The organism is Bordetella genomosp. 9 (assembly GCF_002261425.1).
GTDB lineage: Bacteria > Pseudomonadota > Gammaproteobacteria > Burkholderiales > Burkholderiaceae_B > Bordetella_C.
Genome location: NZ_NEVJ01000003.1, coordinates 2,892,578 through 2,905,186 on the forward strand (window position 1 = coordinate 2,892,578; position 12,609 = coordinate 2,905,186).

The window sequence follows — 12,609 nt, forward strand, 5'->3', positions numbered from 1 at the left end:
CCCATGACTAGCCCGACCCCTCTCAAGCCCCTGCGCCGCCTGCTGGCCGCCGCCGGACTCTGCGCGCTGGCCGTCGCCCCGCTGGCGGCGCACGCCGCCTATCCCGACCGGCCGATCACGCTGATCGTTTCCGCCGCGCCCGGCGGCACCACCGACATCGCGGCCCGCCTGATCGCGCAGCCGCTGGCCAAGGCCCTGGGACAATCGGTCGTCGTGGAAAACAAGCCCGGCGCCTCGGGCAGCATCGCGGCGCAGGCGGTCAGCCGCGCCGCGCCGGACGGCTACACCCTGCTGCTGCAGTATTCGGGCTACCAGGTCATCACGCCGCTGATCACCCAGGGCCTGAACTGGGATCCCATCAAGTCGTTCGCGCCCGTGGCGAACATCCTGTCGGCGCCGCAGGTGGTCGTGGTGCGGCCGACGTTGCCGATCAAGTCGATGAAAGAGCTGGTCGACTACGCCAAGGCCCACCCCGGCGAACTGAACTACGCGTCGTCGGGCAACGGTTCGCTGCAGCAGGTCGCCACCGAACTGCTGAACCAGATGGCGGGCATCAAGACGACCCACATTCCGTACAAGGGCACCGGCCCCGCGCTGGCCGATCTGCTCAGCGGTTCCGTCGACATGACCATCACGACGCCGCCGCCGCTGCTGGGCCAGATCGCCGCGGGCAAGCTGCAGCCGCTGGCGGTGACCGGCAAGTCGCGCCTCGAATCCCTGCCCAATGTCCCGACGGCGGCGGAAGCCGGCTACCCCGACCTGCTCGTGTCATCCTGGTTCGCCATGTACGCGCCCGCCGGCACGCCCAAGGACGTGATCGGCAAGCTGTCGGGTGAGATCGAGAAGATCATGAAGACCGACGAATTCCGCAAGAAGGCCGCGGAGCAAGGCGCCGAAGCCGACTTCATGGGTCCGGAACAGCTGGGCAAGTACACGCAGGATGAACTGGTCCGCTACAAGACCGTGGTGGAGAAGGCACACATCACGGCGAACTGAGTCGGCGCAACTGAGTCACTGCAACTGCGCCGACGCGGGTCCGCGACCCTCGCGCCGCGCCTATGACGCGCGGCGCGGCGTTCGCCGGCCTTATCCCTGGTGTTCCGCCACGACCGCACGCAGGCTGTCCAGCGCGGTTTCCACCGCCGCGGGCTGGAAGGTTTCCTGGCGCCAGTACATCGCGACGGCGCCGAAGCCCGACAGGCGCAACGGCAGTATGCGCATCGCATTCATCTGCGAGAACCGCAGCGCCGCGCGATGCGACGCCACGCCGATCAGGTCGCTGTTGCTGACCAGGGTCAGGTTGATGGTGACCGAATTCGATTCCACATGGTCGGCCGGCATGGCCTTGCCGGCGGCCGTCAATGCCGTGTCCAGCGCGTTGCGTATCGGCGTGCCCTTCGGCCATACGATCCAGCGATAGGCCATCAGGTCTTCCCACGTGATGCGCGACTTGCTGAACACCGGATGGCGCGGCCGCGCCACCATGTGCACGGGTTCCAGGTACAGGGATTCGGACAGGATGGCGGGATCGTGATGCTCGGGCGCTGAACGGCCGACGACGATGTCCAGCTCGCCCTGGGCCAGCTGCGTCAGCAGGTGGTCCATGGTGGATTCGACCAGCTTCACGCGCGCCTGCGGCATGCGCTCCAGCAGCCGCATGACCGCCAGCGGCACGGTGTCCGACGCCGATGCCCCCGACGCCCCTATCACCACGCGGCCGCCGCCGCCCTGCCGCAGCGCGGCCATGTCGCCGCTGGCGCGCTCCAGCTGCGCGTCGATGCGCTGGGCATGCGCGATCAGCGCCTCGCCATAAGGTGTCGGCCGCAGCCCGCGCGCATGGCGTTCGAATAGCGGCAGGCCGATGTCGTCTTCCAGGTCCTTGAGCCATTTCGACAGGCCGGGCTGGGTGGTGTTCAGCATGGCGGCCGAATGGCTGATATTGCGGGTCTGCGCCAGGCTCAACAGCATCTTCAGGTTGCGCAGGCGCAGGCGGTAGGTCCAGTCCATGTTGTCTCGGTGTTATTGCCGCACGCACGTCCACCACGAGGGCGCCGCCGCCCGGGGGCCGGGTCGGTGTGCCTGGGTGCCGGGGCAACCATATTATTTGTTGTATGGATAATAAGATAATTTCATTTCAGGAGGCATACCGGCGCTCTCATAATAAGCAAAAACCTGAAGGAGACAACACCATGGCCGAAGGAAGCTCCACGCGCGCCGACCGCGCCGCGTACTACGAACGGATCGCCCGCAAGAACATGGCGCCGTTGTGGGAGTCCTTGCATAACCTGGTGCCGCGCACGCCGCAGCCGCGCTGCGTACCCGCGATGTGGCGCTACAACGATGTCCGCGCCGACGTACTGGAAGCCGGCACGCTGATCACCGCGGAAGAAGCCGTGCGCCGCGTGCTGATCCTGGAAAATCCCGGCCTGCCCGGCCAGGCCAGCATCACGCAGACCCTGTATGCCGGCCTGCAACTGATCCTGCCGGGCGAGATCGCGCCCAGCCATCGCCATACGCAATCGGCGCTGCGCTTCATCGTCGAAGGATCGGGCGCCTACACGGCGGTCAATGGCGAGCGCACCACCATGCATCCGGGCGACTTCATCATCACGCCTTCGTGGACGTACCACGATCACGGCAATATCGAAGCGGCCGACGGCGGTGAGCCGGTGGTGTGGCTGGATGGCCTGGATATCCCGCTGCTACGCATGCTGGATGCCGGCTTCGCCGAAAACTACCCGGCCGCCACACAGCCGGTCACCCGCGCGGAAGGCGACAGCTTCGCGCGCTTCGGCAACAACATGGCGCCGGTGCGGCATGTGCCGGCCAATGGCAATTCACCCATCTTCAACTATCCCTACGACCGCAGCCGCGAGGCGCTGGACCAGCTTTACCGCTACGGCGAGCTGGACGCCTGGGATGGCGTGAAGCTGCGCTACGTCAATCCGGCCACGGGCGGTTATCCCATGCCCACGATGGCGACCTTCATGCAGTTGCTGCCGGCCGGGTTCCAGGGCAAGACGTATCGCAGCACGGACTCCACCGTCTATTCGGTGGTGGAGGGGCGCGGCACGGCCCGCGTCGGCGACCAGGAATTCCACTTCGGTCCGCGCGATCTGTTCGTCGCGCCGTCATGGCAGCCGGTGCAGTTGGCCGCCTTGGAAGACGCCATCCTGTTCAGCTATTCCGATCGCCCGGTGCAGGCCGCCCTGGGCCTGCTCCGCGAGGAGCGGTGACCCACCCCCCGAAGCGCTACGCGCTTCCCCCCTCAAGGGGGGCGACGCTGCGGACCGGAAGGAAGGTCCACCCCCAAGCGCTTCGCGCTTCCCCCTCCAGGGGGCGACGCTGGCGGACCGGGGGACCCGGATCCGCGGCGTCCCCGGTCGGGGGGCGCCTGGTGCTTGCGGGCGGTTGGTTGCTTCGATGTGGCGCACCGCGTTTTCTTTACTTTTCCAACAAGGTTCCCTGTCATGCCTTACGTCTTTGCTCCGCCGGCGACCGTCGCCGTGCCTGTTGCCGGAACCGGTGACAGCTTTCCCGTGCGCCGCGTGTATTGCGTCGGCCGCAACTACGCCGCGCATGCGCGCGAGATGGGCTTCGATCCCGACCGTGAGCCGCCCTTCTTCTTCTGCAAGCCGGCCGACGCGGTCATGCCGGTGGCCGAAGGTGAGACGCTGGACCTGCCCTACCCCACGGAAACCGCCAACTACCACTACGAGATCGAGCTGGTCGCCGCCATCGGCAAGGCCGGCGCGAACATCGCGGTGGAAGATGCGTTGAGCCATGTGCACAGCTATGCCGTCGGCCTGGACATGACGCGCCGCGACCTGCAGATGAAGATGCGCGAAGCCGGGCGGCCGTGGGAGCTGGGCAAGGCCTTCGACGACAGCGCGCCGATAGGTCCGTTGTACCCGGTCGGCGCCAAAGGCCATTTCGATAACGCCGCCATCTGGCTGAAGGTGAACGGCCAGGACAGGCAGCGCAGCGATACGTCCAAGCTGATCTGGTCGGTGGCCGAGACCATCAGCTATCTCTCGCGGTACTTCCGGCTGGAGCCGGGCGATCTGATCTACACCGGCACGCCCGAAGGCGTGGGGCCGGTGGTCAAGGGCGACCTCATGGAAGGCGGGGTCGATGGACTGGGTACCCTGCGCGCGAAGGTGATCTGAACCATGAAAGATACCGATGTCATCATCGTGGGCGCCGGCGTCGGCGGCCTGGTCCTGGCGCTGAGCCTGCATCAGGCCGGCATTGCCTGCCGCGTCTACGAAGCCGTTCCTGAGATCAAGCCGCTGGGTGTCGGCATCAACCTGCTCCCGCATGCCGCGCGCGAACTGGACGAACTGGGCATGCTGCCGGCGCTGGACAAGCTGGGCGTCCACACCAAGGAATCCATCTTCTTCACCCGCCACGGCCAGTTCATCTACAGCGAACCCGCCGGCAAGGCGGCCGGCTATGCCTGGCCGCAATACTCCATCCATCGCGGCGACCTGCAGATGGCGCTTCTGGATGCCGTGCGCCAGCGCCTGGGCGACGACAGCGTGCGCGTGGACCATCGCGCCGTGCGCGTCGAGCAGGATGACGACGGCGTCACCGTGCACATGGCGGACGGCGCCGGCAAGCCCCTGCCGTCCGTGCGCGGCGCCATCGTCGTCGGTTGCGACGGCATCCATTCGGCGCTGCGCAAGCAGCTCTATCCCGACGAAGGCGCGCCGCGCTATTCCGGTGTCAACATGTGGCGCGGCGTCACGCGCTGCAAGCCCTTCCTGAGCGGCGGCAGCATGGTACGCGCGGGCTGGCTGTCGATCGGCAAGATGGTGATCTATCCCATCCGCGACAACGTCGATGGCGAAGGCAACCAGCTCGTGAATTGGGTCGCCGAAATCGAATCCCCCGAGCCCGCCGTGCGCGACTGGACGCGCCAGGGCCGCCTGGAGGATTTCTTCCCCGCCTTCGCCGACTGGCATTTCGATTGGCTGGACGTCGCGGCGCTGATACGGAATGCGGACTCCGTGCTGGAGTATCCGATGGTCGACCAGGATCCGCTGCCCACCTGGACGCAGGGCCGCATGACCCTGCTGGGCGACGCCGCGCACCCCATGGTGCCGCGCGGTTCCAACGGCGCCGGCCAGGCCATCATCGACGCGCGCTTCCTGGCGGGCCAGCTGAAGAAGCAGGGCCTGACGCCGGCCGCGCTGCAGGAATACGACCGCGTGCGCGTGGCCGCCACCACCAAGGTGGTGCTGACCAATCGCAGCAATCCGCCGGACGCCATCCTGCGCGAGGCCTACGAACGTTCGCAGGACCAGCGCTTCGAGCGCATCGAGGACGTCATCAGCCGCGACGAGCTGCAGGCCATATCGGACCGCTACAAGCAGGTGGCCGGATTCGACCCCGAAACGCTGAAGTCACGCCCTTCCTTCATCTGACCATCGCAGCATCCAACCATCGGGCATAGGCGGAGACACCTGCCCGCAAGGAGAACAACATGCAGACCCTGTTTCGCGCCCTGGCCGCGCTGGCGCTTGCCCTGACGGCATCCGTCAGCCAGGCCGCATGGCCGGAACGCCCGATCACGCTGATCGTGCCGTTCACGCCCGCCACCGGCATCGACCTGGTGGCGCGCCAACTCGCCGCGACCCTGCCCAAGACGCTGGGCCAATCCGTCATCGTGGAAAACCTGGCCGGGGCCAGCGGCAACATCGGCACGGAAAAGGTCGCGCGCGCCGCGCCGGACGGCTACACCTTCCTGGTGACGGTGAACACCTTCGTCATGAACCAGCCGCTGTACAAGGAAAAGCTGCACTATGACCCGGTGAAGGATTTCGCGCCGGTCAGCCTCACGTCCTGGGGCACGCTGCTGCTGGTGACCCATCCGTCCAACCCCGTCAACACCGTCCAGCAGCTCGAGGACGCCGCGCGCAAGCAGCCCGGCAAGCTGACCTATGGCACGCCGGGCGTGGGAACGCCGCACCACCTGGCCATGGCGCTGCTGCTGGACCAGACCAAGGCGCAGATGCTGCACGTGCCGTACAAGGGCACGGCGGGCGCGGTGACCGACATGCTGGCCGGGCGCCTGGACTATATGTTCCTGCCCGTGCACGTGGCGCTGCCGCAGATCAAGGCCGGCAAGCTGAAGGCCATCGCCACCGGCAGCCCCAAGCGCATTCCGCAACTGCCCGACGTGCCCACGCTGACGGAGTCCGGCCTGAAAGGCGCCGACGTAGACATGTGGTACGGCGTGCTGGCGCCCAAGGGAACGCCGGCCGCCATCGTCGACAGCATGAACAAGCAGATCGCCGAAGCGCTGAAAGCGCCTTCCACCGCCACCGCCTTCGAAGCGCAGGGCATGGTGCCCGCGACATCCACGCCGGCGGAGTTCGCCGACCTGATCGCCAAGGACGCCAAGCGCTGGAGCGACGTCGTGACCCGCGCCGGCATCAAGGCGGATTGAACCATGCAACTCTACAGTTTCTTCAACAGCTCCACGTCCTACCGGGTCCGCATCGTCCTGGCCCTGAAGGGGCTGGACCACGATTACCAGGGCATCAATATCCGCAAACTGGAGCACCGCGCCGCGGATTACATGGCGCGCAATCCTTCCGGCAGCGTTCCGATGCTGCGCGACGGCGATATGGAACTGGGCCAGTCGATGGCCATCATCGATTACCTGGATGCCACCCATCCCGAGCCGCGCCTGATTCCGCGCGACACCCTGCAGCGGGCGCGTGTCCTGGAGCTGAGCGGCGTCATCGCCTGCGACATCCATCCGGTCAACAACCTGCGCATCCTGCGCTACCTGACCGAAGTGCTGGGCGTGACGGCCGAACAGAAGGATGCCTGGTACCGCCACTGGGTGCGGGATGGAATGCGGGCCGTGGAAGCGCTGCTGGAACGCCACGGCCACGGCCCCTATTGCTTCGGCGATGCGCCAACGCTGGCGGACGTCTGCCTGGTGCCGCAGATCGCCAACGCGCAACGCATGGGCTGCGATATGTCGGCCTATCCGCGCGCCATGGCCGTCTACGCGCATTGCAACACGATAGCGGCCTTCCAGCGTGCCGCGCCTTCCGAGCAGCCGGACTACACGGCCTAGCGGATTCCGGAGAATCCGCCAGGCAATCAATTCGTGCTGGCGCCCGAGACCTGCACGATTTCCTTGTACTTGTCCTTCTCCTGGCGCACGAAGCTGGCGAACTGCGCCGACGACATGGGCTTGATCTCCGAACCCATGGTCAGCAGGCGTTGGCGCACGTCCGGCTGCATCAGCGCGGCGCTGTAGGCCTTGTTCAGCTTGTCGACCACGGCTTCGGGCGTGCCGCCCGTCGTGAAGACGCCGAACCACGTGCCCAGATCGAAATCCTTGACGCCGGATTGCTCGACGGTCGGCACGTCAGGCAGCAGCGAGGAACGTTCCTTGGTCGTCACGGCCAGCGCCTTGACCTTGCCGTCCTTGATCAGCGGCGCCGAGGCGGCCAGGTTATCGAACATGAAATCCGATTGCCCCGACAGCAAGGCCAGCTGGGCGGGGGCCGCGCCCTGGTACGGGATATGTTCGATATTCACGCCCGCGCGCGCCTTCAGCAGTTCGCCGGACAGGTGGCCGGCGCTGCCGTTGCCGCCCGACCCGTAGTTCAGCTTGCCAGGGTTGGCCTTGGCATACGCGATCAGGTCGCCCAGATTGTTGATGTTGTTCTTCTTGGCGAAATCGACGTTCATGACCAGCACATTGGGCACGGACGCGACGATGGTCACCGGCGCGAAGTCCTTGATGGGGTCGTAAGGCAGGTTCTTGAACAGCCAGGGGTTGATGGCGTGCGTCGCGACGGCGCCCATCACCAGCGTATAGCCGTCGGCCGGCGCCTTGGCCGCCAGGTCGGCGCCGATGTTGCCGCCCGCGCCGGCGCGGTTTTCCACGATGACCGGCTGGCCCAGGTCGCCGCGCACCTTTTCCGCCAGCATGCGTGCCATCGTATCCAGCGGGCCGCCGGGCGGATACGGGACGATGAAGCGCAGCGGTTTGCTGGGATAGTTGTCGGCGGCGTGGCCGAGGCCGGGCGCCACGGCGGCCAGGGCGATCGCGCCGACGGCCACGGTGCGCGTCAGGCGCGCGAAGATATTAGGGGACATGTTCTCCTCCGTTCCCTCGATTTGAAACAGCCCGTAGCATAACTGAGGCAAGGTTTCGTTATCAGGGGAAAAAGGCCCCTCTTCACGCCTTGCACCGCCCCATGGCGCGGGGGTCCCGACCGTTGTCCCGGCGGGTGCCACGACAGACGCCTCGTCGCGTCCTCACGCCCGCGCGGCTGGCGTCACACCGCCTTGACCTCTCCGCCGTCCATCCGCAAGGCCGCGCCGGTCATCCATTGCGCCGCGGGAGACAGCAGGAACGCGATCAGCTCCGCGATTTCTTCGGCCTCGCCAAAGCGCGCGATACCCGCGTCCCGGGGAAACCGGGCCATGGCCTCGTCCATGGCGATGCCCTGCCTGGCCGCCCATTGTTCCAGGAAGGCCCGGCGGCGCCCCGTCATGACGGCGCCCGGCAGCACGCTATTGACCTGCACGCCATCGGCGATGCCACGGTCGGCAAAGGCCTTCGCGAGCGCCACGATGGCCGCGTTGATCACGCCCACCGCCGCGGCGGGCGCCTTGGGCTGTTCCGCCGAATTGCCGGACATCAACACCACCGCGCCTTTCGAGGACTTCAGGTGCGGCCACGCCGCGACGGTCAGGCGGCGGGCGCCATGCAGCTTCAGCGCCATGCCCTGGTCCCACTGGATATCGGACATCTCGAACAGGTCGATCTGCGGCACCGCGCCGGCGATATTCACCAGCGCGTCGATGCCGCCGAATGCCGTCATGGTGCCGTCGACGACGTCGGCCGCCGTCGAAGCGTCCGCCAGATCGGCGGCGATGACCAGCGGTTCCGCGCCCGCTTCGCGCACCGCCGCGGCGGTTTCGTCCAGTTGCCCGCGATTGCGCGCGACCAGCGCGATGGCATCGAAATCACGGGCCAGGCGGAGCGCCGCGGACCGGCCGATACCCTGGCTCGCGCCGGTGACGATGGCGACTTTCTTGTGCATGGTTTTCTCCAGTTGTATGCGGGTCAGCCGTGGACCACGACCATCTTGCCGCCGGCTTCGTTGGCTTCCATCACGCGATGCGCTTCATGGATGTCCTCGAAGCGGAACACCCGGCTGGGCTTCGCATCCAGCCGACCGGCCGCGACGTCGCGGGCAATCGCCTGCAAGGGCACGTCCGACAAGGGAAAGCCGGGCGTGCCGAAGACAAAGCTGCCGAAGAACGTCAGGTACACGCCGCTGGACATCTGCAGCAGCGGATTGAAATCGGCGATGGGCGCCAGGCCGCCGAGCCAGCCGGCCAGGCAGGCCTTGCCGCCACGCCGCAACATCGCCAGGGAATCGAGGATGGTGCTGTTGCCCACCAGGTCCAGGACGGCATCCAGCTGCCCGGCCTCGGCGATGCGCCTGGACAGGTCGGGACCTTCCACCTCCGCCCGCGCCACGCCCAGGGCACGCAGCATGTCGAAGCGCTCGGCGCTGCGCGTGGTCGCGATGACCTTCGCGCCGGCATTCACGGCGAGCTTCACCGCCGCCTGTCCGAACGCGGAGGTCGCGCCGCGTATCACCACCGTCTGCCCGGCCTGGAGATCCAGGTTGCGGAACAGAGTGGTCCAGGCCGTGGCATAGGTTTCCGGTATGGCGGCAAGGTCCGCCCAGGAAAGATCCGCGTCGATCAGGGCCACGTTGCTGACGGGGGCGCGGGTGTATTCCGCATAGCTGCCATTGATGGTCCGGCCCAGTCCTCCCATCAACGCGGCCACTTTGGCGCCCACGGGAAACTCGCCGCCCGGGCATGACTTGACGATGCCCACGCACTCTATCCCGCTGACGGGCGCCGCTTCGGCCCACTCGCCGCGCCGCATGTGCATCTCGGCATGGTTGACGCCGAAGGCCTTGACCTGGATGACCACATGGCCGGCCATCGGCTCGGGCTCGGGAATATCCTTGTAGACCAGGCTGTCAAGCCCGCCGAACTTCTCCAGAACGATCGCACGCATTTGCTTGTCTCCAACTCGGGAAGGGGATTCAGGACAGGGAATTCAGAAAACCGCGTATCTCGTGCGCGATCTCGGGGGCATGGGTTTCCAGCGCGAAATGGCCGGTGTCGAAGAAGCGCACCGTAGCCGCCGGAATATCGCGCTTGAACGCTTCGGCGCCCGCCGGCAGGAAGAAGGGATCGTTCCTGCCCCACACCGCCAGCAGCGGCGGTTGATGCGCCCGGAAGTAGGCCTGGAACCGCGGATACAGGGCGACGTTGCTCTTGTAATCGCCGAAGATGTCCAGCTGGACCTCGTCGGCGCCGGGGCGCGCCAGGTAATAGTCGTCGAGTCCGTAGCCATCGGGCGACACGGCAGCGGTGTCGCTGACGCCGTGCGTGTACTGCCAGATGGTCGATTCGCGCGTCAGCAAGGCACGCAGGGCGTCGCGGTTCGCCTGCGTGGGCTCGCGCCAGTAGGCCTGTATGGGATTCCAGCCTTCGCTCAGGCCTTCTTCGTAGGCATTGCCGTTCTGCGTGATGATGGCGCGGATACGTTCGGGGTGGCGCAAGGCCAGGCGAAACCCTGTGGGCGCGCCGTAATCGAACACGTACATGGCGTAGCGATCGAAACCCACGGCTTCCGTGAACGCCTCGATGACGCGGGCGAAGTTGTCGAAGGTGTAGTCGAACCGGTCGCGCGGCGGCATGTCCGTCTGCCCGAAGCCGGGCAGGTCCGGCGCGACGATATGGAAATCCTGCGCCAGCAGCGGGATCAGGTCCCGGAACATATGGCTGGCGCTCGGGAAGCCATGCAGCAGCAGCAACTTGGGGGCGCCGCGTGGGCCCGCCTCGCGATAGAACACATTCAGGCCGGCGGCCTGGATCCGGTGATAGGAAATTCTGGTCATGGCGTCTTCCTGTTCGGTCGTGGGGATCGGAGTGGCAGGCGGCGCCGGCGATCTCGCGCCGCTCTGGCGTAACCTTTTATTTATAGGTTGTGAGGTTACTTACCGTGATGGTAACCTGTCAACTTGTTTTTCACGGGTTACGCCGAATGGCGAGATCCACGCCATGCCGAAGGACAGCAGATGCACGACCACGATCACCCGCCCGCCATGTTCATCGCCGATTCCACGGCGCTGGATTTCCTGAATTCGATCGCGACGCCGGTCGACACGCCGGTCGACTGGCTCAAGGACGGCGCCGGCCTGCTCGCCTGGCTGGAGCAGGCCGGCCTGGTACCGCGCGAGGATCTGGCCGCGCTGGGCGCGCGCGCCATGCCGGGCGAACTGGACGGCGTCGCCGCCCAGGCCCGTGCGCTCAGGGAATGGTTCCGGGATTTCGTCCGCCAACACATGGGCAAGCCGCTCACGGCGGACGCTTTGCGGTCGCTGGAGCCATTGAACCGGTTACTTGAGCGGGATGAAAGCTACCAAGAGGTGGTCGCGGAGGGAACCGCCTTGCAGGTGCGCGCCAAGCGCCGCTGGCGCTCTCCGGAATCCCTGCTGCTGCCGATAGGCGCAACCCTGGCGGCGTTCGTCAGCGGCGAAGACCTGACCTACGTCAAGGCCTGCGAAGGCCCGCGTTGCACGCTGCTGTTCGCCGACCACACCCGCGGCCATCGCCGCAGATGGTGCAGCACCGCCGTATGCGGAAACCGCGCCAAGGTCGCCGCGCATCGCGAGCGGGCCAGGCAAGCCGCCGCCAGGTAGGCGGTAACGGTAACGGTGTCGGCGGCCTCCGATCGCGGAGCCGGATGATCGGCGTCAGGCAGGCTGACCCAGCACTGGCCCGACCTCAATGCAATATCTGGCTAAGGAACAGCCTGGTGCGCTCGTTCTGCGGATGATCGAAGAATTCGTCGGGCGTGTTCTGTTCGATGATCTCGCCGCGGTCCATGAAGATGACGCGGTCGGCGACCTTGCGGGCGAAGCCCATTTCATGGGTGACGCACAGCATGGTGACGCCGCTTTCTTCCGCGAGCTTGACCATCACGTCCAGCACTTCCTTGACCATTTCCGGGTCCAGGGCGGACGTCGGTTCGTCGAACAGCATGATCTTGGGGCTCATGCACAGCGAGCGCGCGATCGCCACGCGCTGCTGCTGGCCGCCCGACAGCTGGCCGGGAAACTTGTTGGCCTGCTCGGGGATGCGCACCCGCTCCAGGTACTTCAGCGCCGTCGCCTCGGCTTCGGCGCGCGGCTTCTTCAGCACCCACATGGGTCCCAGCGTCAGGTTCTCCAGCACCGTCAGATGCGGGAAAAGATTGAAGTGCTGGAACACCATGCCGACGTCGCGGCGGATCATCTCGATATGCTTGAGATCGTTGGTCAGCTCCGTGCCGTTGACGACGATCTGGCCCTGCTGGTGTTCTTCCAGCCGGTTGATGCAGCGGATCAGCGTGGACTTGCCCGATCCGGAAGGACCGCAGATGACGATACGTTCGCCGGTCGCGACATCCAGGTCGATATTGCGCAGCACGTGGAACTGGCCATACCACTTGTTCACGTCCTGCATACGAATAATTGCGTCGGCCATGCGGGCGCT

13 protein-coding genes are annotated in these 12,609 nt (G+C 66.4%); 7 read left to right on the plus strand and 6 right to left on the minus strand.

The window, feature by feature from the left end; all coding sequences use genetic code 11:
• Positions 1-3: 3 nt before the first annotated feature.
• Entirely contained in the window at positions 4-996 is a 993-nt protein-coding gene (locus CAL26_RS24165; protein ID WP_094849203.1) for a Bug family tripartite tricarboxylate transporter substrate binding protein, read from the plus strand.
• 90 nt (positions 997-1,086) lie between these two features.
• Here the strand turns inward: CAL26_RS24165 and CAL26_RS24170 are convergent, their stop codons facing one another.
• Positions 1,087-2,007, minus strand: coding sequence for a LysR family transcriptional regulator (locus CAL26_RS24170; RefSeq protein WP_094849204.1), 921 nt, complete (start codon positions 2,005-2,007; stop codon positions 1,087-1,089).
• Between the two features lie 182 nt (positions 2,008-2,189).
• Here CAL26_RS24170 and gtdA point away from each other — a divergent pair, with 182 nt between their 5' ends.
• The 5 genes from gtdA (at position 2,190) to maiA (ending at position 7,096) form a co-directional block, all read left to right on the plus strand.
• Complete coding sequence (gtdA, locus tag CAL26_RS24175) at positions 2,190-3,236, plus strand: gentisate 1,2-dioxygenase (protein WP_094849205.1); 1,047 nt, start codon at positions 2,190-2,192, stop codon at positions 3,234-3,236.
• 234 nt (positions 3,237-3,470) lie between these two features.
• Positions 3,471-4,169, plus strand: a complete 699-nt coding sequence (locus CAL26_RS24180; RefSeq protein ID WP_094849206.1) for a fumarylacetoacetate hydrolase family protein — start codon at positions 3,471-3,473, stop codon at positions 4,167-4,169.
• Positions 4,170-4,172: 3 nt separating this feature from the next.
• Complete coding sequence (locus CAL26_RS24185) at positions 4,173-5,429, plus strand: flavin-dependent oxidoreductase (protein ID WP_094849207.1); 1,257 nt, start codon at positions 4,173-4,175, stop codon at positions 5,427-5,429.
• 59 nt (positions 5,430-5,488) lie between these two features.
• Complete coding sequence (locus tag CAL26_RS24190; protein WP_094849208.1) at positions 5,489-6,454, plus strand: tripartite tricarboxylate transporter substrate binding protein; 966 nt, start codon at positions 5,489-5,491, stop codon at positions 6,452-6,454.
• Between the two features lie 3 nt (positions 6,455-6,457).
• Complete coding sequence (maiA, locus tag CAL26_RS24195) at positions 6,458-7,096, plus strand: maleylacetoacetate isomerase (RefSeq protein WP_094849209.1); 639 nt, start codon at positions 6,458-6,460, stop codon at positions 7,094-7,096.
• Positions 7,097-7,122: 26 nt separating this feature from the next.
• On the opposite strand, the gene CAL26_RS24200 is transcribed toward maiA, so the two are convergent.
• From CAL26_RS24200 to CAL26_RS24215, 4 genes are all read right to left on the minus strand, one after another.
• On the minus strand, positions 7,123-8,130 hold the full coding sequence (locus CAL26_RS24200) for a Bug family tripartite tricarboxylate transporter substrate binding protein (RefSeq protein ID WP_094849210.1): 1,008 nt from the start codon (positions 8,128-8,130) through the stop codon (positions 7,123-7,125).
• A gap of 182 nt (positions 8,131-8,312) precedes the next feature.
• A complete protein-coding gene (locus CAL26_RS24205) occupies positions 8,313-9,083 on the minus strand; it encodes an SDR family oxidoreductase (protein WP_094849211.1) in 771 nt (256 codons plus the stop codon).
• Between the two features lie 23 nt (positions 9,084-9,106).
• Positions 9,107-10,081: a zinc-binding alcohol dehydrogenase family protein gene (locus CAL26_RS24210; RefSeq protein WP_094849212.1), complete on the minus strand. Its 975-nt coding sequence runs from the start codon at positions 10,079-10,081 to the stop codon at positions 9,107-9,109.
• Between the two features lie 28 nt (positions 10,082-10,109).
• A complete protein-coding gene (locus CAL26_RS24215) occupies positions 10,110-10,970 on the minus strand; it encodes an alpha/beta fold hydrolase (RefSeq protein WP_094849213.1) in 861 nt (286 codons plus the stop codon).
• A 180-nt stretch (positions 10,971-11,150) separates the two neighbouring features.
• Here CAL26_RS24215 and CAL26_RS24220 point away from each other — a divergent pair, with 180 nt between their 5' ends.
• Positions 11,151-11,774 (plus strand): CGNR zinc finger domain-containing protein, encoded by a 624-nt coding sequence (locus CAL26_RS24220; RefSeq protein WP_094849214.1) that lies wholly within the window; start codon positions 11,151-11,153, stop codon positions 11,772-11,774.
• Positions 11,775-11,859: 85 nt separating this feature from the next.
• Here CAL26_RS24220 and CAL26_RS24225 read toward each other — a convergent pair whose 3' ends face one another.
• Positions 11,860-12,600 (minus strand): amino acid ABC transporter ATP-binding protein, encoded by a 741-nt coding sequence (locus tag CAL26_RS24225; protein WP_086067111.1) that lies wholly within the window; start codon positions 12,598-12,600, stop codon positions 11,860-11,862.
• Between the last annotated feature and the right edge of the window lie 9 nt (positions 12,601-12,609).